Origin of the sequence: Citrobacter sp. XT1-2-2 (assembly GCF_023516235.1) — a bacterium.
GTDB lineage: Bacteria > Pseudomonadota > Gammaproteobacteria > Enterobacterales > Enterobacteriaceae > Citrobacter > Citrobacter werkmanii.
On sequence record NZ_CP097324.1, the window covers coordinates 783162 to 807887 of the forward strand.

General features: G+C 52.3%; 27 protein-coding genes and 1 tRNA gene. 11 read left to right on the forward strand and 17 right to left on the reverse strand.

Features of this window, described 5'->3' with window-relative positions; translation table 11 throughout:
• The first annotated feature begins 4 nt into the window (after window positions 1-4).
• From tssF to M4I31_RS03850, 5 genes are read left to right on the forward strand one after another with little or no spacing between them, the layout of a single operon-like run.
• On the forward strand, window positions 5-1771 hold the full coding sequence (gene tssF, locus M4I31_RS03830; protein ID WP_085048924.1) for a type VI secretion system baseplate subunit TssF: 1767 nt from the start codon (window positions 5-7) through the stop codon (window positions 1769-1771).
• Window positions 1732-2820, forward strand: a complete 1089-nt coding sequence (gene tssG / locus M4I31_RS03835; RefSeq protein ID WP_161668221.1) for a type VI secretion system baseplate subunit TssG — start codon at window positions 1732-1734, stop codon at window positions 2818-2820. The genes tssF and tssG overlap by 40 nt, the downstream gene beginning before the upstream one ends.
• Window positions 2795-3328, forward strand: a complete 534-nt coding sequence (gene tssJ, locus M4I31_RS03840; RefSeq protein ID WP_085048744.1) for a type VI secretion system lipoprotein TssJ — start codon at window positions 2795-2797, stop codon at window positions 3326-3328. Before tssG ends, tssJ begins: the two co-directional genes overlap by 26 nt.
• A complete protein-coding gene (tssE, locus tag M4I31_RS03845; RefSeq protein WP_085048745.1) occupies window positions 3328-3771 on the forward strand; it encodes a type VI secretion system baseplate subunit TssE in 444 nt (147 codons plus the stop codon). Before tssJ ends, tssE begins: the two co-directional genes overlap by 1 nt.
• 1 nt (window position 3772) lies before the next feature.
• Window positions 3773-5113, forward strand: a complete 1341-nt coding sequence (locus M4I31_RS03850; protein WP_085048746.1) for a VasL domain-containing protein — start codon at window positions 3773-3775, stop codon at window positions 5111-5113.
• A 215-nt stretch (window positions 5114-5328) separates the two neighbouring features.
• Here M4I31_RS03850 and M4I31_RS03855 read toward each other — a convergent pair.
• Together M4I31_RS03855 and M4I31_RS03860 are read right to left on the reverse strand one after the other, a co-directional pair.
• A tRNA-Phe gene (locus M4I31_RS03855) sits at window positions 5329-5404 on the reverse strand.
• Window positions 5405-5509: 105 nt separating this feature from the next.
• Window positions 5510-6217 (reverse strand): DUF554 domain-containing protein, encoded by a 708-nt coding sequence (locus tag M4I31_RS03860; protein ID WP_038633642.1) that lies wholly within the window; start codon window positions 6215-6217, stop codon window positions 5510-5512.
• Between the two features lie 467 nt (window positions 6218-6684).
• Between M4I31_RS03860 and M4I31_RS03865 the strand changes: the two genes are divergently transcribed.
• Window positions 6685-8820 (forward strand): ornithine decarboxylase, encoded by a 2136-nt coding sequence (locus tag M4I31_RS03865; RefSeq protein ID WP_085048747.1) that lies wholly within the window; start codon window positions 6685-6687, stop codon window positions 8818-8820.
• Window positions 8821-8876: 56 nt separating this feature from the next.
• On the opposite strand, the gene M4I31_RS03870 is transcribed toward M4I31_RS03865, so the two are convergent.
• The 4 genes from M4I31_RS03870 to mutY form a co-directional block, all read right to left on the reverse strand.
• Complete coding sequence (locus M4I31_RS03870) at window positions 8877-10133, reverse strand: nucleoside permease (protein WP_069324795.1); 1257 nt, start codon at window positions 10131-10133, stop codon at window positions 8877-8879.
• A 210-nt stretch (window positions 10134-10343) separates the two neighbouring features.
• Window positions 10344-11429, reverse strand: coding sequence for a membrane-bound lytic murein transglycosylase MltC (mltC, locus tag M4I31_RS03875; RefSeq protein ID WP_129694833.1), 1086 nt, complete (start codon window positions 11427-11429; stop codon window positions 10344-10346).
• Between the two features lie 86 nt (window positions 11430-11515).
• On the reverse strand, window positions 11516-11785 hold the full coding sequence (locus M4I31_RS03880; protein WP_003027126.1) for an oxidative damage protection protein: 270 nt from the start codon (window positions 11783-11785) through the stop codon (window positions 11516-11518).
• 27 nt (window positions 11786-11812) lie between these two features.
• Window positions 11813-12865: an A/G-specific adenine glycosylase gene (mutY, locus tag M4I31_RS03885; RefSeq protein WP_085048925.1), complete on the reverse strand. Its 1053-nt coding sequence runs from the start codon at window positions 12863-12865 to the stop codon at window positions 11813-11815.
• A gap of 160 nt (window positions 12866-13025) precedes the next feature.
• Between mutY and trmB the strand changes: the two genes are divergently transcribed.
• From trmB to ansB, 4 genes are all read left to right on the forward strand, one after another.
• A complete protein-coding gene (trmB, locus tag M4I31_RS03890; RefSeq protein WP_038633629.1) occupies window positions 13026-13745 on the forward strand; it encodes a tRNA (guanosine(46)-N7)-methyltransferase TrmB in 720 nt (239 codons plus the stop codon).
• Window positions 13745-14071: a YggL family protein gene (locus tag M4I31_RS03895; RefSeq protein ID WP_038633626.1), complete on the forward strand. Its 327-nt coding sequence runs from the start codon at window positions 13745-13747 to the stop codon at window positions 14069-14071. Before trmB ends, M4I31_RS03895 begins: the two co-directional genes overlap by 1 nt.
• Before the next feature lie 49 nt (window positions 14072-14120).
• Window positions 14121-14840: a DUF2884 domain-containing protein gene (locus tag M4I31_RS03900; protein WP_038633622.1), complete on the forward strand. Its 720-nt coding sequence runs from the start codon at window positions 14121-14123 to the stop codon at window positions 14838-14840.
• Window positions 14841-15028: 188 nt separating this feature from the next.
• Window positions 15029-16075 carry an L-asparaginase 2 gene (ansB, locus tag M4I31_RS03905; protein WP_038633619.1) on the forward strand — a complete coding sequence of 349 codons (1047 nt, stop codon included), beginning with the start codon at window positions 15029-15031 and terminating at the stop codon, window positions 16073-16075.
• Between the two features lie 116 nt (window positions 16076-16191).
• On the opposite strand, the gene hemW is transcribed toward ansB, so the two are convergent.
• The 5 genes from hemW to M4I31_RS03930 are packed head-to-tail and all read right to left on the reverse strand — an operon-like array spanning window position 16192 to window position 19498.
• A complete protein-coding gene (gene hemW, locus M4I31_RS03910; protein WP_085048748.1) occupies window positions 16192-17328 on the reverse strand; it encodes a radical SAM family heme chaperone HemW in 1137 nt (378 codons plus the stop codon).
• A complete protein-coding gene (locus M4I31_RS03915) occupies window positions 17321-17914 on the reverse strand; it encodes an XTP/dITP diphosphatase (protein ID WP_085048749.1) in 594 nt (197 codons plus the stop codon). The genes hemW and M4I31_RS03915 overlap by 8 nt, the downstream gene beginning before the upstream one ends.
• Window positions 17915-17921: 7 nt before the next feature.
• Window positions 17922-18212: a DUF167 family protein YggU gene (yggU, locus tag M4I31_RS03920; protein ID WP_003027101.1), complete on the reverse strand. Its 291-nt coding sequence runs from the start codon at window positions 18210-18212 to the stop codon at window positions 17922-17924.
• Entirely contained in the window at window positions 18209-18775 is a 567-nt protein-coding gene (locus M4I31_RS03925; protein ID WP_038633609.1) for a YggT family protein, read from the reverse strand. The genes yggU and M4I31_RS03925 overlap by 4 nt, the downstream gene beginning before the upstream one ends.
• An 18-nt stretch (window positions 18776-18793) precedes the next feature.
• Window positions 18794-19498: a YggS family pyridoxal phosphate-dependent enzyme gene (locus M4I31_RS03930; RefSeq protein WP_085048750.1), complete on the reverse strand. Its 705-nt coding sequence runs from the start codon at window positions 19496-19498 to the stop codon at window positions 18794-18796.
• Window positions 19499-19515: 17 nt separating this feature from the next.
• Here M4I31_RS03930 and M4I31_RS03935 point away from each other — a divergent pair, with 17 nt between their 5' ends.
• The gene (locus tag M4I31_RS03935) at window positions 19516-20496 is read left to right on the forward strand and encodes a type IV pilus twitching motility protein PilT (RefSeq protein WP_085048751.1); all 981 of its coding nucleotides are present in this window, start codon (window positions 19516-19518) and stop codon (window positions 20494-20496) included.
• Here M4I31_RS03935 and ruvX read toward each other — a convergent pair.
• The 6 genes from ruvX to M4I31_RS03965 form a co-directional block, all read right to left on the reverse strand.
• On the reverse strand, window positions 20493-20909 hold the full coding sequence (ruvX, locus tag M4I31_RS03940; protein ID WP_038633601.1) for a Holliday junction resolvase RuvX: 417 nt from the start codon (window positions 20907-20909) through the stop codon (window positions 20493-20495). The two genes, M4I31_RS03935 and ruvX, sit on opposite strands and share 4 nt — an antisense overlap.
• The gene (locus M4I31_RS03945; protein WP_032940453.1) at window positions 20909-21472 is read right to left on the reverse strand and encodes a YqgE/AlgH family protein; all 564 of its coding nucleotides are present in this window, start codon (window positions 21470-21472) and stop codon (window positions 20909-20911) included. Before M4I31_RS03945 ends, ruvX begins: the two co-directional genes overlap by 1 nt.
• A gap of 111 nt (window positions 21473-21583) precedes the next feature.
• Window positions 21584-22531, reverse strand: coding sequence for a glutathione synthase (gene gshB / locus M4I31_RS03950; protein WP_161668222.1), 948 nt, complete (start codon window positions 22529-22531; stop codon window positions 21584-21586).
• Between the two features lie 12 nt (window positions 22532-22543).
• Window positions 22544-23275 carry a 16S rRNA (uracil(1498)-N(3))-methyltransferase gene (gene rsmE, locus M4I31_RS03955; protein WP_038633593.1) on the reverse strand — a complete coding sequence of 244 codons (732 nt, stop codon included), beginning with the start codon at window positions 23273-23275 and terminating at the stop codon, window positions 22544-22546.
• A gap of 74 nt (window positions 23276-23349) precedes the next feature.
• Window positions 23350-24057, reverse strand: coding sequence for a deoxyribonuclease I (gene endA / locus M4I31_RS03960; protein ID WP_085048753.1), 708 nt, complete (start codon window positions 24055-24057; stop codon window positions 23350-23352).
• Between the two features lie 94 nt (window positions 24058-24151).
• Window positions 24152-24649 carry a SprT family zinc-dependent metalloprotease gene (locus M4I31_RS03965; protein WP_038633587.1) on the reverse strand — a complete coding sequence of 166 codons (498 nt, stop codon included), beginning with the start codon at window positions 24647-24649 and terminating at the stop codon, window positions 24152-24154.
• Between the last annotated feature and the right edge of the window lie 77 nt (window positions 24650-24726).

Here is a 24726-nt window from a genome sequence, read left to right on the forward strand (position 1 = left end):
TAAAATGGAAGATTTAACTCTGCGTTATTATGACGCGGAAATGCGTTATTTAAGGGAAGCGGCAAAAGAGTTTGCGCAGGCGCATCCGGATCGTGCAGCGATGCTGGATCTGGATAAAGTCGGCATTCCCGATCCGTATGTGGAGCGATTATTTGAAGGTTTTGCATTTTCGATGGGACGCTTGCGCGCCAAAATCGATGATCATCTCCCTGAATTTACCGAAGGCTTAATGAGCCTGCTGTGGCCACATTATTTACGTACCATTCCCTCCTTAAGTATTGTCGAGCTTTTACCTGATATTGATGTACTGAAAATGAGCGAACGGATCAATGCGGGGTTTGGTGTATTGTCCCAGCCAGTTGGCCCTAAAAAAACGGTATGTCAGTATCGTACTACTCAGCCCGTCACGCTCAATCCACTGTCTGTCACGGTGGTGAATATTGATGCCGAACCTGACGGACGCTCGGCCATCCGTATGCGAATAAAGTGCAATCCACAGATGGACTGGTCGCAAACCGATCTGACGCGCCTCAGTCTTTATCTGAGCGGCGACGCACCGGTGACCCACGCGCTGCACCTTGCTTTGACAAAGCGTCTGGCCTCTCTTTATTTGAGACTTCCCAATAGCGTAGAACGTATTCGACTGGAGGGGTATTTTTCCCCGGGCGGATTTGCCAGTGAAGACAGTTTATGGGCAAAAGGCGATACGGCGTTTGGCGGTTGGCAATTATTGCTTGAGTATTTTACGTTCCGCGAAAAATTTATGTTTGTCCATCTTAACGGCCTGGAAAAGGTAACGTTTCCTGCCGGTATAACGTGTTTTGAAATAGAAGCTGTACTGACTCAACAGTGGAGTTCTGAGCTTCCTCTGGGGAGTGATAACATCCGTCTTCATTGCGTTCCGGTTATTAATCTCTTCACTCTGGAAGCCGATCCGCTGGTGGTTAATGGGCTTGAAAGCGAATATTTGCTGCGTCCGCGCAGATTGCAGGATGGCCACACGGAAATTTATTCGGTGGATGCGGTTTCAGGTTCGCAGCGAACGCGTAATGCCGTCTATGTCCCCTTTACCAGCTTTCGCCACAAGGGAGGCATGATGCGCCGTAATGCGCCTGAACGTTACTACCATACTCGCGTCAGACGCGGCGTATCCGGATTGTATGATACCTGGCTTATACTCGGAGGAGATGCCTGGGAGCGGGATCGTCTGGCTGAGTATGAAACCGTGTCTTTGAAAGTGACCGGCACAAACGGTCAGCTACCCAGACGAGCGTTGCAGAGTTCATTGCTTAATCGTTGCGAGCAGATCCTCCAGACGCCGCTTGCCGTGCGTAATCTGTGTAAACCGACTCTCCCCGCTTACCCTCCCGCTGAGGATCGTTTTCACTGGCGAGTGTTGAGTCACTTGGGATCCAGCTTTCTGAATATGATGGCCAGCGCTGAAGTGCTGAAAGGAACGTTGTCTCTCTATAACTGGCAGGATGATGAGCTTAATTATCGTCGTCTGGATGCGATCATGGATGTTCAACAACATGAAATACAGCGCTTTGAAAAAGGATTTCTACTACGAGGGGTGGACATCGAAATAACGCTTGATGAGAACGGATTTACCGGTGAGGGCGATATCCATCTGTTTGGAGAAATGCTTAACCGCTTTTTTGCATTGTATGCGGATATTCATTTGTTTAATCAGCTTACTTTAATCATACAGCCGGCAGGGAAAAGCTTGCGATGGAAAGAGAATCACAATCAGCGGCTACCCGGCTGCTAAATAGCCTTGGTGAAAACCTGCCCCGTACCAATTTTTATCGTTTCTGCCAGTTGCTGGAACAGTGGGGTCCACAAGCACCCTGTCCCGGAAGCCAACAAAGCCCGCGCTTCGATGCCATTCGTTTTCGCCCTCATCCGGGAATGGGCTTCCCGGCGGGGGAGCTAAAAAGTGCAGCATATGATCCGCAACAACCCACACTGCCGCCAACGGTTCGGGTCACTTTTATGGGGTTGTATGGTGTGGAATCGCCGCTGCCGACAACCTATCAGGATGATATCGCCCAGCGTCAGGAAGGCTCAGACGTTGCCGCTGAGTTTCTGGATATTTTTAATCACCGCTTAATTACGCAGTTTTATCGAATCTGGCGTAAATATAGCTATCCAGCGACCTTTCGCCCGGGCGGTACAGATGAAACATCGCAATATTTACTGGGGCTAACCGGGTTGGGGATTCCGGGATGTGGTAAACAAACCGAGACCCCGTTATCGCGTTTTTTGGCGCTGTTAGGAATAATGAGAATGCCAACTCGCACGGCGGAAGGAATATCCGCGCTGGTTTCTTTATTATCGCCAACAACAAATATCACCGTGACCCCTCATGATAAACGCTTAATCCTGCTGGATAAGGCGTTAAAAATGAGTACACGGCAACCCGTTAGCCTTCATTCTCGTCCGGTGATGGGGCATAGCGCCGTAGATATTAACAGCCAGGTGCTAATTACTCTGACAACGGATGCTCCCGATGAGGTTCGTGGCTGGTTACCCGGTGGTCAGCTTTACCATGATTTTCTCGCGCTGATGCACGTTTATTTAGGTGCCAGAGTGAGTGCGAGGCTGCAATTACGGATTCCTCGCTCGGCGCTTCCGGATGCTCAACTTACCAGTAATAAAAGCGAACGCGCAGTACAGCTCGGCCGAACGGCTGTAATGCGTCTGGATAATCCCGAAACGAAGAATCAACTCATAACGATTACACTTGGGCTTTGGCAGAGCCTTAGTCAACACGATCAGCGGAGGGAAGCCGATGAGACTGGCGATTATCGCTATTAATTTTGCCGTAATAACCGCAATGAGCAGTCTGGTAACCGGATGTGGTCTGACACAAAAAGTATCTGAAGGCGCAGTGTCATTAACGAAGTCAATTTTTTATAAGGAAATTAAAACATTGCATTTGGATCTTTCCGCCAGAGAAGCCGCTAATAAAAATGCGCAGGGTATCGCGCTTTCAACTGTCGTCCGTATTTACCAACTCAGAGATCGTAAAGCATTTGATTCGGCAAACTATCAGTCTTTATTTGCGCAAGACAGCACGGCGGTGAAAGCAGATTTATTGGCTCAGAAAGATATTCGGGTACGTCCTGGTGAAAGTGTAACAGTCGATATTCCACTCGAAAAGGAAGCGCAATATGTTGGCGTGGCGGGAATGTTCATTTCTCCCGATCAGTCTGAGGATTCATGGCGTGTTGTGTTAGGTCGTGAAGATCTCGATCCTGATAAGGCGCGAGTGATTGAATTAAATTCTCAGGCTCTGATTCTCCTGACGCAGGAGGACGAGTAATGACTAAACGGCCTTCTCTTTATGACATCTTGCTGGGTAATTTTTCCGGTGGTTTTCCTTTGCACGCAGTGAGTGAAAACACGCAGGTCATTTTGTCCGTCCTCGATAATATGCAGCGGATTTTGAATACTCGTGCCGGTAGCCTCAAACATTTGCCCGACTACGGTCTGCCGGATATGACCAAAATCCTCCAGGGGATGCCAGGAACGGCGCATCAGCTTATCAGCATACTTTCTCAGGTTTTATTGAAATATGAACCGCGACTAAAAGGTATTCAGGTAACGATGCAGGAGCAGGAAGCGCCGGGGCATTTGCGTTATGCAATCGATGCTGAACTGCAGGACCTGGGCATTGTTCGCTATGGCACTGACTTTACCCCTGAGGGGCGGGTGCTTATTCGTCATCTTAAGAAGCAGGGCTGGCTTGAGACGAGAGTGTACTGACATGGAAAAGAATCGCATCATCACCGGTGGCGACCCGCGTGCTTTTACGGAGTTCGGGCAGTTACGCGATGAAATCAGCAAACTGACTCACCCCGCGCGCCCGGATGTTGACTGGCACAAGGTTGAACAGTTAAGCCTGACATTGTTTCGTCATAACGGCGTCGAACTGCAAACCCTGGCCTGGTATACCGTCGGCAGAATACGTAATGCGGGCCTGGTAGGGCTTGCCGAAGGCGCGGAACTTATGGAAGCCTTATTGACGCATCACTGGAGTGCTATATGGCCGCAGCAGACGCATGCCCGCGTTGAGGTTCTTGCATGGCTGTCTGCCCGTTTACAGCAAGAATTGCGTACGCTGACGCTGTCATATGCTGATTTATCAATGGTATATCGGGTTGAACAGAGTTTAAAACATGCCTGCGAAGTGCTGCAGCGACTTGAGTTGAAAGCGCTGAGTAAACTGGAGGCAGTGGTTACCTGGATGCACAATGCTGCTTTGCGTCTGGAGAAGGCTGAAGCGGATTCGGGAGCGGGCGCTGTGATGATACCGGCTTCAGGTGCGACCATTAACGTTGAAACGTCAGTCCCACAGTTGGTCTTTGTGGTTAATGAACCTGTGTCATCAGAGCAATCGAGCGCAACGGTTTTTGCTACTCAAACCGCACATGGAACCCGACGGATGTGGTTGGGGTTTGCTATCGGTGTCATGGTGACTGCGGTCGTAAGTACAGGCGCTTTTCTTGGTATCACTCATATGCGCGCCGACGGATATGAACTGGTGAAGCCATTGCCGCAGATGCTGACGCCAGAGCAATTGTCCACGTTGAGGCAATCTTCAGATTTGAAGGAACAGAAGCAGGAAATAATTGCCGCAACGCAAGGGCAATTGGACGTTTTACATGACCTGTCACCTTTGTGGTCGAGAGAATATGCCGCATCATTAGCGCAGCAGTTAGTCACCCTGTGGCCGGAGGAATCGCAGACAACGACATTCGTTAGTGGGTTACAGAAAGCGTTAACCACGGAAGCGTTGCCGGAAAGCGCTCTGCAAAACTGGCATGATGCCCAGCAGGGTCTGGACGCGTTAACCGCCCGGCTAAATATGCTTGATGAACGCAAAGGTAAATATCTGACGGGGTCGGAGCTGAAATCAGCCATTTTCACTATCCGCCGCCAGCTTGACCAAACGCCGCCGACAGAAGAGTTATTGCGTCAAATAGATGACGAATTAAAAAAGCAGGGGAGTGTATCACCCGCTTTGTATCAGCAGCTCGATATGCGGATTAATCAGCTTCTTAATCGCTATATGCTATTGAAAGAAAGCGCTACGGGAAGGGATTAGATTCTATTCCCCAAAAAGCAAAAACCCGCCTTTTGGGCGGGTTCTTTAAATAGTGGTGCCCGGACTCGGACTAACGCCGTAGGCGTTGAACAGCGTGCTTGTCGCGCTGGCCCCGAAGGGGTGAGCCGCTGGCGGCGAATAATCGAACGGAGTTCGATGGAGAGTCCGCTTCTCCAAAAGCAAAAACCCGCCTTTTGGGCGGGTTCTTTAAATAGTGGTGCCCGGACTCGGAATCGAACCAAGGACACGGGGATTTTCAATCCCCTGCTCTACCGACTGAGCTATCCGGGCAACGAGGCGCATTAAACCCGATTCGCTTCGCTTCGTCAACGAAATTTCTTCAAATCAATGCAGACTGCACAATCTATCACCACATTGCTGCTATTGCACGCATTCTCAGGCAAAAAATGCCGTCCACGCGGCGGAAAGCGGCATTGCCAGCAGCAGGGCCGGAAGCATATTTACGACGGCAAACATTTTGATGCCGCAAATACGTAAACCGGTTGCCAGCAGCAATAGTCCGCCTACAGCGCTGAAATCAGCCATCATTGCAGGCGTGGTCAGGGGTAAAATCAGCGCCGCGCAGGCGGCCAGCGTCAACTGGATTGCCAGCATCGGCACACAAATGGCAGAGACCGCGATCCCCAGCGAACAGGCAAAAATGATGGCCGTGAAGAAATCAAGAAACGATTTCGCGATTAATATATTTGGATCGCCGGTCATGCCTTCATGTATCGCCCCGAAGATCCCGGTTCCGCTGGCGCAAAACAGCACGATGATGGCCACGTAACTTTGGATAAATGATTCATGCGTTGCGTTGGCGTCCGAACGGGTGAAAAGCTGCTGTGCTTTGGCTACGGCGGCGTTAATCCCTTTCTCCAGATGACAGAATTCGCCAATTAACGCGCCAACCAGCGTTGCCAGAACCATTACCGGCAGGTTGGCGCATTTGATAACCAGCAAGATACCAATTCCCAAAGAGCACAGGCCGAATATGGAGGTCATCGAGACCCGAATGCGCTCCGGTAAATGCTGGCTAAGTAGTGCGCCGAAAACGCCGCCAAATAAAATGGCGCCGCCATTAATAAAGGGTCCGATTACCACGTTTGCTCCTGCATACCCATTATCGTCTTGATCCTGAAGGCAATTGACTGGGTGAAAATATGTTTCAGATTGCATTATTATGCCGCTAATTTCAGACAAAATGTTTGTTTATCTGTGAGGTTTTAGCTCCGGATTTTATCTTGCGCCTGTCAGTGAAAGGTGCCATGATTGCGCGAATTTTCTCCTGTCTGAATGGGGCTGCCTGGGATGAAATTATTCCCCCTACATCGCCTTCCATATCGCCTTTTTGCGCGACGCTTGCCCCTTCCTGCAACATATCTTCACGCTTCCACCATGCGGTGAGGTAAGCGCACGCTCACTGCAGGATAACAGTAAGATCAGAGGCTATCTGCTTTTACTGATGTCTGGCGGTCGGGGCTGGTAACCAGTTTGACCTGTCATTTCGTGGGCAAAGCAGTGCGGCTTTGCCGGGACTTTTGATTTTCCCGAAACGGGTTATTGCGCTTATGAAATCAATGAAAATTGCCGCCAGTGGTGAACTGGTCTCTCGTCTGTCCAGCCATCGTCAGGTGGTCTCGTTGGACAGTACCGATTTTACTGACGTTGCGGCAGTCGTCATTACCGTTGCGGACAGCCGCAGCGGGATCCTTGCTTTGCTTAAACGCACAGGTTTTCATTTACCCGTGTTTCTGTTCGCGGAATCCGATGTGGAGGTGCCAGCGGGAGTCAATGCGGTCATTCGTGGTCAGGCTCAGGAGTGGCTGGAGCTGGAGACTGCTGCCTGTCAGTATGAAGACGATCTACTGCCACCGTTCTACGACACGCTGACCCAGTATGTCGAAATGGGGAACAGCACGTTTGCCTGCCCGGGACACCAACACGGTGAGTTTTTTAAGAAGCATCCTGCGGGGCGGCATTTCTACGAATTCTTTGGTGAGAATCTGTTTCGTGCGGACATGTGCAACGCTGACGTTAAGCTTGGCGATCTGCTGATTCATGAAGGGTCAGCGAAACATGCGCAGAAATTTGCCGCGAAAGTTTTCCACGCGGATAAAACCTACTTTGTGCTGAACGGAACCTCTGCGGCCAATAAAGTGGTAACCAATGCGCTGCTGACGCGTGGGGATCTGGTGCTTTTTGACCGTAACAACCATAAGTCGAACCACCACGGCGCGCTGATCCAGGCGGGCGCCACGCCGGTTTATCTGGAAGCGGCGCGTAATCCGTTTGGCTTTATCGGCGGCATTGATGAGCACTGCTTTGATGAGCAGTACCTGCGTCAGCAGATCCGTGAAGTTGCGCCACAAAAGGCTGACCAGCCGCGTCCGTTCCGTCTGGCGATCATTCAACTCGGCACTTATGACGGCACGATCTACAACGCCCGGCAGGTGATCGACAAGATCGGTAGCCTGTGTGATTACATCCTGTTTGATTCCGCATGGGTCGGTTACGAGCAATTTATCCCGATGATGGCCGATAGCTCACCGTTGCTGTTGGAGCTTAATGCTAACGATCCGGGGATCTTTGTGACGCAGTCAGTACACAAACAACAGGCTGGGTTCTCGCAAACCTCGCAGATCCACAAAAAGGATAACCACATTCGCGGCCAGGCGCGGTTCTGCCCGCATAAGCGGCTGAACAACGCGTTTATGCTGCATGCTTCCACCAGTCCGTTTTATCCGCTGTTTGCGGCGTTGGACGTTAACGCCAAAATTCATGAAGGCGAGAGCGGTCGTCGGCTATGGGCAGAGTGCGTGGCGCTGGGAATCGAGGCCCGTAAAGCGATTATTGCTCGCTGTAAGATGATTCAGCCGTTTATTCCCCCGGTGGTTGATGGCAAACCGTGGGAAACCTATCCGACGGCGGTGATTGCCAGCGAGCGTCGCTTCTTTAGCTTTGAGCCTGGCGCGAAGTGGCATGGTTTTTCCGGTTACGCGCGCGACCAGTATTTTGTCGATCCCTGCAAGGTGTTGTTAACTACCCCGGGCATTGATGCGCAAACCGGGCAATATACTGAGTTTGGTATTCCGGCGACGATTCTGGCGCATTACCTGCGTGAAAACGGCATTGTGCCGGAGAAATGCGACCTCAACTCGATTCTGTTCCTGCTGACCCCGGCTGAAAGCGCAGAGAAAATGGCGCAACTGGTGGCGATGCTGGCGCAGTTTGAACAGCACATTGAGAACGACACGCCGCTGGCTGAAGTGCTGCCCACTATCTTCAACAAGTATCCGGTGCGCTACCGGGATTACACGCTGCGTGAACTGTGTCAGGAGATGCACTCACTGTACGTCAGCTTTGATGTGAAAGATCTGCAAAAAGCGATGTTCCGTCAGGAGAGTCTACCTGCCGTGGCGATGAATCCGCAGGATGCCAACAGCGCTTTTATTCGTGGTGATGTTGAACTGGTGCGTATTTGTGATGCTGCTGGCCGCATTGCGGCGGAAGGTGCGCTGCCTTATCCTCCGGGCGTGCTGTGCGTGGTGCCTGGCGAAGTCTGGGGCGGGGCGGTGCAACAATACTTCCTGGCGCTGGAAGAGGGTGTAAACCTGCTGCCTGGCTTCTCGCCGGAGCTGCAAGGCGTTTACAGTGAGACGGATGCAGACGGCATTAAGCGTCTGTATGGATATGTTGTGAAATAAGCGCCATCTGGCCAAAAAGAAGGTCACCTGATGGTGACCTTCTTTCATTATAAAGATTAGTGTGCGATGGTCTGCGTGCCTGCCGGAACGCGCACGTGTTTGTATTTAAACAGCGCAACGAAGGCAAATGCCAGAACCAGCGAGTAACCTGCGAAGATTAGCCACACGGTCTGCCAGTCGGTAATACCGTTCAGCGTGTAGTGTTCAACCACTTTGCCGCTCACCAGACCGCCCAGAATACAACCGAAGCCGTTGGTCATCATCAGGAACATACCCTGTGCGCTGGCACGAATTTCAGGGCGAACTTCTTTCTCCACGAACACGGAGCCAGAGATGTTGAAGAAGTCGAAGGCGCAGCCGTAAACAATCATCGACAGAACCAGCAGTACGGTACCGAACGGCGTCGGATCGCCGTAGGCAAACAGGCCGAAGCGCAGCATCCACGCGACGATACTGATCAGCATCACGTTCTTAATACCGTAACGGCTTAAGAAGAACGGGATGGTCAGGATAAACAGGGTCTCAGAAATCTGTGAAATCGACATCATCACCGATGCGTGTTCAACGATAAAGCTACCAGAGAACAGCGGGTTGTTGTCGAAGCTGTGCAGGAAGGTATTACCAAACATATTGGTAATCTGCAGCTCCGCGCCCAGCATCATTGAGAAGATGAAGAAAATCGCCATGCGCTTGTTTTTAAACAGCGCAAAGGCATCCAGACCCAGCATAGACGACCAGCTCTGGTTTTTCTGCTGATTGGCGACCGGAATATGCGGCAGCGTCAGAGTGAACAGCGCCAGTACCACAGACAACGTCGCACCGATATACAGCTGCATATGGCTCAGTTCAAAGCCGGAGAAGCTTACGCCCCACATCGCCATGATAAAGCCGATGGTGCCCCAGATACGAATTGGTGGGAAATCGGTAACGATATCCATCCCGGCTGATTGCAGACGATAGTAGGAGATGGTGTTGATGAGCCCCAGCGTTGGCATATAGGCCAGTGAGTTAAGCAAAATCACAAAGAACATGGCGCCTGGCGTGGTGACTTCGGCTGCGGCGAACAGCGTTGCGGCACCGACCAGGTGACAAATGGTGTATACCCATTTCGCACTGACCCATTTGTCGGCCACGATCCCTAACAGCGTCGGCATAAACACGGCGGCGATCCCCAACGAGCTATACACCGCGCCAATGGATGCACCATCGAATTTAAGGGTGACAAACATATAGGAGCCGAGAGTAGTCAGCCAACTACCCCATAAGCAGAACTGCAGAAACGAGAGAACTTTCAGCTGCAGCTTAAGATTCATGTTAATTTCCTCACACCGTAATGCGGATGAATGTTTTAAAAGGCACATTTGCCGTGGCTATATGATGTGATTCTATCAACGAGCAGCACTCTTTTTTTGTTACCTGTGACAAATATTTGCAAACAATTTCTAATTGCAAGGCAAAAGGGTGATGGAGTTAACACTTTTCCCTCTTCTGAACCTCGTTTAAGCGGCCAGAAGAGGGATACATTAGCGGCGTCGATATGATTTTTGTGCGGAATTGACCTTGTAAAGGTATCGGCGTGATTCAGCTGATGGGTGTCGGGTGGTCAGGATTTGATAAACGTCCCCAGGGGACATGCTGTTAATGATATTCGCGGCCTGAATTTTATCATTCGAGAACACGCGCAGCACGCTGCCGGCACCGCCGTTATACGCGGTGATCACCGCATAGCGACGCGAGGTTGGATTATCAATGCCGCCCAAATAGACATTGTTGAGCATGGCCAGATAAGCCGTGCCGGTATCAATGTTGCTGGCCGGGTCAAACAGGAAGCTGCGGCTAGGCGTGCCTGAGCGCCCTTGCGAGCGGAAAACATCTTTCCCGGCGCTGTGTTGTACCACCTGCATCAGTCCCAGCGCATCGGCATGGCTGACCGCATACGGGTTAAACGAGGATTCGGTTTGCATGATGGCCAGAATCAGCGACTCGTCAACGCCATACTTACGCGATGCCTGACGCACCATGCCGATGTATTTATGCGCGCGCTTATCAAGGTGGTTTGGTACCAGATTGATCGTTACGCTATAAATGATACGCAGGCCATTGCTGCGGCTTTTAAGTCGCGTTTGCAGCAGGTAGTTGGCAAAGTTGGTGGCACGTCCCTCCCAACGAATTGGCTGGCCGGTATTATCGACCACCTGTCCGTACAGGAACGGCTCTTTGGAAATCTTAATGTCGTCGACATCGGAATAGAGATCGATAGAACCCGGATCATCGCCCATCAGCAACGTCTTGATAATCGCCCGACGCAGGTGTCCGGCAGGGTCTGTTCCGGCAATGGTCTCGACAGTTATCGTACCGTCATCAAAGTTGATGTGGCTGCGGGTTTGGTACTGATCGGTATACTTTACGTAGTCCTTCGGACCCGCAATCAGCACTTCCTTAAATCCCCACAGATTCTCAATGTTATGGGCAAATTGCCCCATCAGAATATCAAAACCGTTGGTATCCTTGACCCAGGCTTCGTTATAGGAATCGCCTTTTTTGGTCGAACTGGAACAGGAGATGAGCAACGGCGCAATAACGGCAAGCGCGAGATATTTTTTCATCATTCCGGGAGTGCGTGTTGTGTTTGTTATATGCAAGGACCAGATTAAATCGTCGGCCGGATAAGCGCAGCGCCATCCGGCAACGGTTCTTATGACTCTGGTGTATAGCCTTCAATATGCACGTCCTTACCCTCGAACAGGAAGTTGATCATCTCCTGCTCCAGCAGTTTACGGTGCTCGACGTTCATCATATTGAGTTTCTTCTCGTTAATCAGCATGGTTTGCTTGTGCTGCCATTGCGCCCAGGCTTCTTTAGAAATCTCGTTATAAATGCGTTTTCCCAGATCGCCTGGGTACAGCTGAAAATCCTGACCTTCTGCTTCGCGTTGCAGGAAAGTGCAAAAAATCGTTCTGCTCATAAAAAATCCTCTCTTTCGACCGCTACGTTAAACCTGTGTACCGGCACGTAATTGCTGTAACAAACGCTCCACGGGAGCCGCCAGCCCAACAGATGGCGGTTGCGCTAAGTTATACCAGAGCGCGTTGCCTTCATCCATGCATGAGGTGCATGAAGACACGGGAAGCCACATAGGCACAATATCTAAGTGGAAATGGCTAAAGGTATGGCGAAACGCATTAAGTTGGATCAGATTATCTGTGTTAATTTGCCGTTGCGCCAGCCACTTACGCAGCCCATCTTCGTCGTCAAACTGAGGAAAACAGTATAAACCACCCCATAAGCCGCTGGGCGGACGCTGCGATAGCAACACCTCGTCATCATGCTGCAGCAGTAAAAAATAGCCCGTACGTTCCGGTAACGTCTGTTTGGGTTTTTTACCAGGATACAGCGCCCAGCTTGCATTGGCGGCCGCTACACAGCCATTCTCTAGCGGACACAGCGAACATTTAGGCTTTGAACGTGTACAAACCATAGCGCCTAAATCCATCATCGCCTGGTTAAAACGCTCAACGCCGTGGGCAGGCGTAACCTGCTCGCTCAGTTCCCACAGTTTCTTTTCGACCTCTTTTTTCCCCGGCCAGCCGCTTACAGCATAACAGCGAGCCAGCACGCGTTTGACGTTACCGTCAAGAATCGGAAAATGCTGACCCAGAGAGAGTGAAAGGATCGCGCCTGCGGTCGAGCGTCCAACGCCCGGCAGGGCGGCGACTTCATCAAAGGTTTGCGGAAAAGTACCGCCATGCAGCGCCACAACCTGCTGCGCGGCTTTATGTAAATTGCGCGCACGGGCGTAATAGCCCAGTCCGGTCCATAAATGCAGAACTTCATCCAGCGGCGCATGGGCCAAATCCGTTACCGTCGGAAAGCGCGCCATAAAGCGCTCAAAATAGGGGATAACGGTGGCAACCTGAGTTTGTTGCAGCATCACCTCAGAGAGCCATACTTTGTAAGGCGTCTTGTCAATTTGCCAGGGCAGCGTCTTGCGCCCGTATTTGTCGTACCAGCTCAAAACCTGAGCTGAAAATTGAGAGGCTTGCATGATTACCGTTTCATTATTGCCGGGGGCAAGATTGCAGCACAGCGGCAACGGGGTGTAAACCGGAACTTTCCGCTGCTCACTTTCTTCCTTTACTTGCATCCGGCAACTAACTTTGGATAATGCCCGTTTTCAGAACTCAAACACAGCAGACTAAACTTTTATGAAGAACGACGTCATTTCACCGGAATTTGATGAAAACGGCCGCCCTCTGCGCCGGATTCGTAGTTTTGTTCGTCGCCAGGGGCGACTGACGAAAGGGCAGGAACACGCGCTGGAAAACTACTGGCCGGTGATGGGCGTTGAGTTCAGCGAAGAGCCTGTAGATTTCGCTGCGCTGTTTGGTCGCGATGCGCCAGTCACGCTTGAAATTGGTTTTGGGATGGGGGCTTCGCTGGTGGCGATGGCGAAAGCGCGTCCGGAACAGAATTTCCTCGGCATCGAGGTTCACTCGCCGGGCGTTGGCGCGTGTCTGGCTTCAGCCCATGAAGAGGGCGTCGAGAACTTGCGTGTCATGTGCCATGATGCCGTTGAAGTCCTGCATAAAATGATTCCTGACAATTCTTTATCTATGGTTCAGCTGTTTTTCCCTGACCCGTGGCATAAAGCACGTCATAATAAACGCCGTATCGTTCAGGTACCGTTTGCTGAGCATATCTTAAGTAAGCTGAAGCTGGGCGGCGTGTTCCATATGGCAACCGACTGGGAAGCGTATGCGGAGCACATGCTGGAAGTGATGTCCTCTATCGACGGGTATAAAAACCAGTCAGAGAGTAACGATTATGTACCGCGCCCACAATCGCGCCCGGTAACCAAATTTGAACAACGTGGTCATCGTCTTGGCCACGGCGTATGGGACTTAATGTTCGAGAGGGTGAAATAATGGCAAAGAACCGTAGCCGTCGTTTGCGTAAAAAAATGCACATCGACGAATTCCAGGAAATAGGATTTTCGGTTGCATGGCGTTTCCCGGAAGGTACATCTGGAGAGCAGGTCGATAAAATCGTTGATGACTTTATCGATGAGGTTATCGAACCGAACAAACTGGCCTTTGACGGCAGCGGCTATCTGGCCTGGGAAGGTCTGATCTGTCTGCAGGAAATCGGCAAATGCACCGAAGAACATCAGGCAATCGTCCGTAAGTGGCTGGAAGAGCATAAACTTGAAGAAGTGCGCACCAGCGAACTTTTCGATATTTGGTGGGACTAAGTAGCACAGGGTCGGCAAATGCCGGCCCGATTTGTATTGAGGGAAAGATATGATGCGCAAAACGCTGCTGGCGGCAGTCCTAACGTTCACGGCGATGGCCGCACATGCCGATTATCAGTGCAGCGTCACCCCACGTGACGATGTGATTTTGAACCCACAAACGGTGCAGGTGAAAGGCGAAAACGGCGATCTGGTTATTACCCAGGCCGGCGATGTCACCTTTAACGGTAAGCAGTACAACCTGAACGCCGCACAGCGTGAGCAGGCTAAAGATTATCAGGCCGCGTTGCGTAGCAGCCTGCCGTGGATTGACGAAGGTGCCAGAGCGCGCGTAGAGAAAGGTCGCGTGGCGCTGGACAAAATCATCGCCAAAGAGGTCGGTGAAAGCAGCAACATGCGTGGCCGCTTAACCAAGCTGGATGCGCAATTGAAAGCGCAGATGAACCGCATCATCGAACATCGTACTGATGGGCTGACCTTCCACTATAAGGCGATTGACCAGGTCCGCGCCGACGGGCAGCAATTAGTGAATCAGGCGATGGGCGGCATTTTGCAGGACAGCATCAACGAGATGGGTGCCAAAGCTGTGCTCAAAGGCGGCGGTAACCCGTTGCAGGGCGTGCTCGGGAGCCTCGGTGGTTTGCAAACGTCAATTCAGAACGAATGGAAGAATCAGGAACAAGACTTCCAGCAGTTTGGCAAAGATGTTTGCGCCCGCGTCGTGACGCTGGAAAACGATCGTAAAACGCTGGTTAGCACGTTGAAATAATTTTCACCTCTTTTTAACGGCACAGAAACATTCTGTGCCGTTTTATTTTGTATCTTTCTGTTTTTTTGATATCCATCTCTAAGAATGGCAATTTGATGGAGATATAAATCTGGTTAATTGGATGCCGTCACATTATTCATCTGTAAGATAGACATAATGCTGCAAATTCAAGTAACTGGAGAAATAACATGGAGTTTTTCAAGAAAACGGCACTTGCCGCACTGGTTATGGGTTTCAGCGGCGCGGCGCTTGCACTGCCAAACATCACTATTTTAGCAACCGGCGGGACCATTGCCGGCGGTGGTGATTCCGCGACAAAATCTAACTACACGGCAGGCAAGGTAGGCGTAGAGAATCTGGTTGAAGCCGTACCTCAGTTGAAAGACATCGCGGTTGTTAAAGGCGAGCAGGTGGTGAACATCGGCTCTCAGGATATGAATGACGACGTCTGGTTAACGCTGGCGAAAAAGATTAACACCGAGTGTGATAAAACCGACGGTTTTGTCGTGACGCATGGTACGGATACCATGGAAGAAACCGCCTATTTCCTCGACCTGACCGTCAAGTGCAACAAGCCGGTAGTGCTGGTGGGTGCAATGCGTCCGTCTACAGGGATGAGCGCCGATGGCCCGTTCAACCTGTATAACGCAGTGGTGACGGCTGCAGACAAAGCCTCTGCCAACCGTGGCGTGCTGGTGGTGATGAACGACACCGTGATGGATGGTCGCGACGTGACCAAAACCAACACTACCGATGTAGCCACCTTCAAATCCGTTAACTATGGCCCGCTGGGCTACATCCATAACGGCAAGATTGACTACCAGCGTACGCCTGCGCGTAAGCACACCACGTCTACTCCGTTCGATGTGTCTAAGCTGACCGAACTGCCGAAAGTGGGGATTGTTTACAACTACGCTAACGCCTCGGATCTGCCAGCCAAAGCGCTGGTCGACGCGGGTTATGCGGGTATCGTCAGTGCGGGTGTAGGTAACGGCAACTTGTATAAAACGGTATTCGATACGCTGGCCACTGCTGCGCATAAAGGTACCGTCGTGGTGCGTTCCTCCCGTGTACCAACCGGCTCCACCACGCAGGATGCTGAAGTTGATGATGCGAAATACGGCTTTGTGGCTTCAGGTTCTCTGAACCCGCAAAAAGCGCGTGTTCTGCTGCAGCTTGCGCTGACGCAAACCAAGGATCCTAAGCAGATCCAGGAAATGTTTAATCAGTATTAATCGATGCAGGTGGCTGCGCTTATCGCCCTAACCCTGTAGGCCTGATAAGCGCAGCGCCATCAGGCAATTTGCCGGATGGTGGCTCAAGGCCTTATCCGGCTTACATCGTTACCGTATTACTCCGCCAGGAACAATTCCAGCAGCGAATTCAAAAACAGCTTACCGTGTTGGGTAATCTGCCAGTATTCATCGCATTCACTCAGGTAACCCTGGGCGATAGCTGCATCAATCTGTCGACGAATAACGTCTTCGGCAAGCCCGGTGTATTGCGTGAATTCTGCACGCGGCGCGGCCTCCAGTAACCGGAAACGGTTCATAAAGAACTCGAACGGCTTGTCGGCTTCGGCAACATCACGCTGGCTTTCCAGGTAACGTCCTTGCATGTATCCGCGTGGATGCCGCGTTTTGGTGGTGCGCAGGATGCGTCCGTCCGGGAAAGTGATTTTGCCGTGCGCGCCGCAGCCAATGCCAAGATAGTCGCCAAAACGCCAGTAATTGAGATTGTGCTGACACTGATAGCCCGGTTTCGCATAGGCTGAGGTTTCGTACTGTTGATACCCCGCTGCAGTCAGCAACTGGTGGCCTTGCTCAAAAATATCCCACAGCGCGTCATCGTCCGGTAATACCGGCGGACGTGAACCAAATAGCGTGTTGGGTTCGATAGTCAGCTGATACCAGGAGAGATGCGGCGGGTTGAGCGCGATGGCCTGTTGCAAATCGCCCAACGCCTCTTCCAGAGTCTGATCCGGCAGGCCGTGCATCAGATCGAGATTAAAGCTACGTAGCCCCAGACCGCTCGCCAGATTCGCGGCACGTTTGGCTTCTTCCGGTCCGTGAATACGCCCCAGGCGCTCAAGTTTGGCGGCGCTAAAGCTCTGTACGCCAATGGAGATTCGGTTTACGCCAGCGCGTTGATAATCAACAAAGCGATCGGCTTCCACCGTACCGGGATTCGCCTCCATCGTGATTTCTGCATCCGCAGCCAGCTTCAGGCGTGCGCGCACGCCGTCGAGCAGTGTTTGCATTGCCGGGCCAGAAAGCAGGCTCGGCGTACCGCCACCGATAAAAATTGTCTTTACTTCACGTCCCTGGGCGTGGGCCGCCTCAGTATCCAGATCGCTCAGCAGATGCTGCACATAGTCGTCATGAGGAACGTCGCCCTTCAGCGCATGCGAGTTAAAGTCGCAGTAGGGACATTTTTGCACGCACCACGGGATGTGAATATAAAGACTTAGCGGCGGAAGCTTAACCATTACGCAGGGCATCCAGCAGCAGCTTCAACGCCTGTCCGCGGTGAGAAATTGCACTTTTCTCTTCCCGGGTCAGTTCAGCCGCCGTTTTCCCTTCAGTCGGCACAAAGAAGATCGGGTCGTAGCCAAAGCCACCGTTTCCGGCAGGTTCACGGGTAATAATACCCGGCCAGCTTCCGTGGCACACTACCGGCGTTGGATCGTCTGCGTGGCGCATATAGACCAGCACGCAGTGGAAATGTGCCTGGCGCTTGTCATCAGGAACATCCTGCAGGGTGTGAAGCAGTTTTTCCAGGTTCTGCCTGTCGGTCGCATCTTCGCCGGAATAACGGGCCGAATAGATGCCCGGCGCGCCGCCAAGGGCGTTCACCGCCAGACCAGAGTCATCAGCAATGGCCGGCAGTCCGGTAATTTGCGCGGCATGACGCGCCTTCAGAATGGCATTCTCAATAAACGTCAGCCCGGTCTCTTCTGCAGAATCAACACCCAGATCCGTTTGGGCAACGACATCAAGTCCGAAATCACTCAGAAGAGAGGCGAGTTCACGCACTTTACCGGCATTGCCGGTCGCGAGGACAACTTTTTGCATGGGATACCTAATCAGTTAGCGCCGCAATTTCGGGCGGGATCTGTTGCGGATGAATGATTTTAACCTGTTTGTGACGGCCAAGCTCGCCCTTCTCAATAACGACCTGGCTTTTTGCCACACGGAACTGTTTGCCGAGAAATTTCACCAGATGGCTGTTCGCTTGCCCATCCACCGGCGGGGCGGTAATGGCGACTTTTACTTCGTCGCCATGCAAACCCACAATACTGTCACGGCTGGCTTTAGGCTGAATGTAGAGCCGTAAAACCAGACCGTCGTCGCAGGGTGTAACGGCACTCATAGCGCCATCCACAGCCCCGGCAGCAGCATATTGCCTGTCGCCTGTAACACTTCCGCGATACCCATGTTAATCACATAGAGCAGCAGAACCAGAATCATCGGCGAGAAATCGATGCCTCCCATACCCGGGAGGATACGACGAATAGGACGCAGCAGCGGATCCGCCAGTTGAATCAGCACGTACTCCACGGGGCTGCGGCCCTGGCTGACCCAGCTCATAATCGCCATCACCAGCAGTACCCAGAAAATCAGCAGTCCGATGGTCTTGAGGACAATCAGTACGGCGGCGATCCAGATAATCGGCTGGAACGTGACCACCTTAAACAGCACGATGGCTTTGATAAAGCTGAGAACGAGCGCAACTAATGCCGAGGCGCTGTCAATCGGCCCCATCGGGGGAATCACACGGCGTAACGGCCCAATAACAGGCTGAGTGATTTTCACTATAAACTGCGAGAACGGGTTGTAAAAATCGCAGCGAGACCATTGCATCCACACGCGTAGCAGCAGCGCCATGGTATACAGCTCAATTACCGTTGAGAGCAGGAAGGTCAACGTATTCATGGTGTTCCTTAGTTTTCCTTATTTTTTAGTGTAATCACGAGCACCAAAAATGGCGGTGCCAATGCGCACCATCGTGCTACCCGCCGCAATTGCGGCATCCATATCATCAGACATCCCCAGTGAGAGGGTGTCGATGCCTGGGTAGCGTGTTTTCAACCCGGTAAATGCTACAGCCATTTGCTGTGCAACTTCAAACTGCCTTACATAATCTGACTCAGGCGCCGGAATTGCCATCAGACCACGCAGGTTAATACGCGGCAATGCGGCGACTTCAGCGGCCAGTGCATCAAGCTCTGCCAGCGGAATACCCGACTTACTGTTCTCATCGCTGATATTAATTTGGATCAGCACATTCAGCGGCGGCAGTTCCGCCGGGCGCTGCTCGCTAAGACGGGTAGCGATGCGCAGACGATCAATCGTATGACACCAGTCAAAATGTTCAGCGACCAGACGGCTTTTGTTGGACTGCAGTGGGCCGATAAAGTGCCACTGCAGATCGTTGACGCCTTGTTCCCGGAAGTAGCGAATTTTATCCACCCCTTCCTGAACATAATTTTCACCGAAGGCTCGCTGACCTGCGGCAATGGCATCTTCGATGGCGCTCGCAGGTTTGGTTTTACTGACTGCAAGCAACATAACTTCTTCTGAAGACCGCCCGCAACGCGTCGCGGCGGCTGAGATTTTGTCCCGGACATGTGCCAGGTTATGCGCGATATCGTTCATTTTCCGAGGATGTTCATATGAATATGGAAGAAATAGTGGCCCTTAGTGTAAAGCATAACGTGTCGGATCTACACCTGTGCAATGCATGGCCTGCGCGTTGGCGCATACGCGGAAATGTCGAAATCGCGCCGTTTACCACGCCTGACGTAGAGACGTTGCTGATGTGCTGGCTCAGCGAGCAACAACAGGTACAGTGGCAGAAACAGGGGCAGCTGGATTTTGCCATTACGCTGACGAACTCACGGCGTCTGCGTGCGAGCGCATTTGTTCATCAGCAGGGAATCTCTCTGGCGCTAAGGCTATTGCCGCTTGATTGCCCATGTTTGGATGATCTCCAGACTCCCGCCGCCTTACCTGAGCTGCTGCACAGTGAAAATGGATTAATTCTGGTGACCGGCGCTACCGGCAGCGGTAAATCAACGACCCTGGCGGCGATGGTGGCATATCTTAATCAGCACGTCGCGGGACATATTTTGACGCTGGAAGATCCCATTGAATATCGTCACACCAGCCAGCGTTGTCTCATTCAACAACGGGAGGTGGGCGTACACTGCGCTTCTTTCGCCGCCGGTTTGCGCGGCGCGCTACGCGAAGATCCTGATGTCATTCTGCTGGGCGAGCTGCGCGACGTAGAAACCATTCGTCTGGCGTTAACGGCTGCGGAAACCGGGCATCTGGTGCTGGCAACGTTACACACGCGAGGGGCGGCTCAGGCGATTGCGCGGCTGGTGGATACTTTTCCCGCACCGGAGAAAGATCCGGTGCGTAATCAGCTGGCAGACAGCCTGCGGGCAGTGCTTTCGCAAAAGCTGGAACAAGATAAGCAGGGAGGACGCGTGGCGCTATTCGAACTGCTCATCAACACGCCCGCCGTCGGTAACCTGATCCGTGAAGGGAAAACGCATCAGCTACCCGGCGTAATGCAAACCGGGCAACAGACAGGCATGCAGACGTTTACGCAAAGCCTGCAGCAGCGCCAGGCGCAGGGACGGCTTTAGTAGCCCTGCTCGAAATAGCTTTCGAGAATAATAACGGCAGAAGCGGAGTCCACTTTACCTTTATTCAGTGCCCGGTACCCGCCTTGCTCAAACAGGCCGGAGCGGGCTTCGACGGTACTCAAACGCTCATCATGCAACGTCACGGTAACGCCAAAACGACCGTGAATACGGTTAGCGAACTTGCGTGCGCGTGCGGTAAGGGGTTGTTCGGTGCCATCCATATTGAGCGGTAAGCCGACAATGATTTCGTCCGGCTGCCACTCTTTCAGCAGGCGTTCAATCAAATTCCAGTCCGGCGTACCGTCCTGTGCTTTGATCGCGGGCAAGGGTCTCGCGGTACCGGTAATACGCTGACCAATCGCAACGCCAATGCTTTTGGTACCAAAGTCGAAAGAGAGTAATGTTCCGCTCATCAGGCATGTCCCGCCACGCCAGGCATGGTCAGAATATCTATCCCGATAAGTTTCGCCGCATCGCGCCAGCGGTCGGCAATCGGCGTTTTAAACAAGATGTTGAGATCGGCGGGGGCCGTAAGCCAGGCATTATCCAGCAGTTCTTGTTCGAGCTGGCCTTTTTCCCATGATGAATAGCCTAGCGCAACCAGCACCTCAGAGGGTTGCTCCTGCGTACCTAAGGTTTCTAATACATCGCGGGAGGTGGTGATGATGGTGTTATCTGAAATGCGGATACTGGATGCAAAGCGTGACGGCGGGGTATGCAGAATAAACCCACGGTCTTCCGCCAGCGGCCCGCCGAGCATCACCGGTTTATCCAGACGAATAGCCGGATCGCGTGCTTCAGGAGTAATTTTCAGCTTTTCCAGAATCCCTTCAATTTGTAAGTTTTCCAGAGGTTTATTGATGATAATCCCCATTGCTCCGTTCTCATTGTGTTCACAGATATACACCACGGAACGGCGGAAAATCGGATCCTGGAGAGCAGGCATGGCAATAAGAAAGTGATGCTGTAAATTCATTGTCAGAGGTTCTGTTTCCTGGTTCAAAAAAGCAACAGCGCCCAGTATGCGTACAAATACGAGCGCTGTCACTATGAGTATTGGTAGGATCCCTTCTACCGGCGAGTTCTTTTATTTTTGCAAACGTGCCTCAATGGCATCCATCAGCATACCGGTAATTGAAACCGGGAATTCTGCTTCAATCTCACGAATACAGGTTGGGCTGGTGATGTTAATTTCCGTCAGGCGATCGCCAATGATATCCAGACCGACAAAAATTAATCCCTTCGCTTTCAGCGTTGGGCCAATGCGGCGGGCAATTTCCCAGTCGCTGTCGGTTAATGGACGCGGCTCGCCACGACCACCGGCGGCCAGGTTGCCACGGGTTTCACCACCCTGCGGAATACGCGCCAGGCAGTACGGAACGGGTTCGCCATCCACGACCAGTACGCGTTTGTCGCCGTCTTTAATCGCTGGCAAATAGTTCTGCGCCATGCAGTAGCGAGTACCATGTTCGGTCAGCGTTTCGGCAATGACGCCGAGGTTTGGGTCACCTTCCTTCACACGGAAAATAGATGCGCCGCCCATGCCGTCCAGCGGCTTGAGAATGATGTCGCTGTGTTTTTGCCAGAAGGCTTTTAGCTGCGCTTTGTTACGGGTGACCAGCGTTTCTGGGGTCAGGTCGGCAAACCATGCGGTAAAAAGTTTTTCGTTACAATCGCGCAGGCTCTGCGGTTTGTTGACGATTAACGTCCCTTTTTCTTCTGCACGTTCCAGAATATAGGTCGCGTAAATGAACTCAGTATCAAATGGCGGATCCTTACGCATCAGAATCACATCCAGATCGGCCAGCGGGAGATCCTGCTCACCCTTGAACTCATACCATTTGTCGTAGTTCTGCTCTACGCTCAGGGTCCGCGTACAGGCGCGGGCTTCACCGTTGATCAGATAAAGATCGGCCATCTCCATATAGTGAATTTCGTAACCACGACGTTGTGCTTCCAGCAGCATAGCGAAGCTGGAATCCTTCTTGATGTTGATGCTTGCGATGGGATCCATCACGATGCCGAGCTTGATCATTGTTCTTCTCCGTTAGCCCAGATCGCCAAAACGCACCTGTAGCGCGGTAATGGCGGTGAGCGCAGTTGTCTCAGTACGCAGAACGCGAGGTCCTAACAGAATATCAGTAAACTGATAACGTGCGGTCATGGCAATTTCATCTGCCGACAGCCCACCCTCCGGGCCAATCAGCAAGCGGATGCGCTCTACCGGCAGCGGCAGCGTATTGATGCTGGCGCTGGCGCGAGGATGCAGGTTCAGTTTTAACCCTTCGTCCTGCTCAGCGCACCATGCTTCCAGATCCATTGCCGGGCGAATTTCAGGCACCCGGTTACGACCGCACTGTTCGCAGGCGGCAATGGCGATTTTCTGCCACTGCTGGAGCTTTTTGTTCAGGCGTTCACTGTCCAGTTTAACGCCGCAGCGCTCAGAAAAAAGTGGCGTAATGAGGCTTACACCCAGTTCGATCGATTTCTGGATAGTAAATTCCATTTTTTCGCCGCGCGACATCACCTGGCCCAGATGGATGTGCAACGGCGATTCACGATCGTCGAGTTCGGCGTTAAGCACCTTCACGTCAACGCTTTTCTTGCTGGCGTGAGTGATTTCGGCGTCAAAGATTTGATTGCTGCCGTCAAACAGCTGTAACGCCTGGCCTGGTCCCATACGCAGCACACGACCGATATGGTTGGCGGCATCTTCACACAGTGAAATTTGGCTGCCGGAAGCGAGTGGTTCAGGGTGATAAATGCGAGGAATGCGCATAGTTAAACATCCGCGTCATGGCCCTGGGCTGCGAAAGGCCAGGGCATGGTTAAAAATATTGCCGCTAGTGTAGGTTAGCTCTTTTGCGCCTGGCAAGCGCGTTGCACATAGGGGTTATGGTTCCCCTGTACCTTCGCAATGCGTTCGTCGCGCTCACACTCCCAGTCGGTAACCGGATATTGCTTGTTCCAGGCATTAAAAAGCTGGGTTTGTTGGCGGGAGAGCGTCAGGTTGTATTGGTCGCGCATATAAAAATAGGTGCGTGCGATAGCGCCGCGGGCGCGGGCTGGCGGCTCGGCAACTTTCTCTTTGAAATCAACCTTCATGGCGCACTGCCCATACTGGCCTTCGCCACCGTTCCACTGGCTGTACATAAAGTTTGCGCGATCGCCATTTACTTCACCCACTGCAGGCTGCAGGTTATGCATATCGCTTTCCATCTGGCGATAGACTGGATCTTTGGCGCAGTTTTTACGTCCTCCGTCCTGCCAGCACTGGCGCTGATGGCCAAACTGCCAGGCAGGGACAACATGTTCCCATTCGATACGACTGGCGCGGTTTTCGTTTTTTCGCACTTTATAGCCGCAGGATTCAAGGTCAACGACCCCTTTTTTACCTTGCCAGTTAATTTTACAACCGCAGTAGAAATCGCCCGGCGCATCGGCGTTAACTTTGACGCCTGCTGCTTTCGCCTGAGAAAAACTGTTGATACCTTCGGCTAACACCGGGCCAGAAAACGCAGCGGCTAACATGGCCGCGGCAAAAGAAAGATTACGGTACATCACGAACTCCGTGTCAAAACGAGCCCGCAACGTAGCGAAAGTTGTCCTTGTATGCAATCAGCTAGATCAGAAAGGTTCCTGATAATTCTGAATATTATTCTGCAACCAGTGGTTCGCCGCAATGGACGCAGCGGTAGGTAGCTTCACCGCGAACAACACGGTTATGGCGGCGAACGGTCAAGTGATGTTCCTGGCACTTACAGCGGTAAGCAAAGGTTTTACGTTGCACGGATTGCAGCTCAAACTGATGCGTGCGTCGGGCCGGGACGCCCAGCACACTCTCCATCATCCATTTCCACTCTTTTCCGTGCGGCGGGACGCGGCCAAAGTGCTTCCACACCAGCAAATGCGCCAGTTCATGGGGTACCACTTCGTTAACGAACGCATCGACGTTTTCCATCAGCAGCACCGGGTTGAGGCGGATTTCGTAAGTTTGTAGCCACGCCGTACCTGCGGCGGTTCCGCGCTGTTGGTAAACCAGCTTTGGCTCCGGGTAATGACGTTCCAGCTTGAGATTGGCCTGGGCGAGTTTTTCCCGCAGGCTGCGCATAACGGCTTGCTGGATGGCGATGGGAAGTCGGGAGGTTTTCATAACGCCAGAGGATAGTGCGACAGGGAAGGGACTGCAAGAGGAAGGCTTCCTCCCGCCTGGGGAGGAAGCCTTGAGTG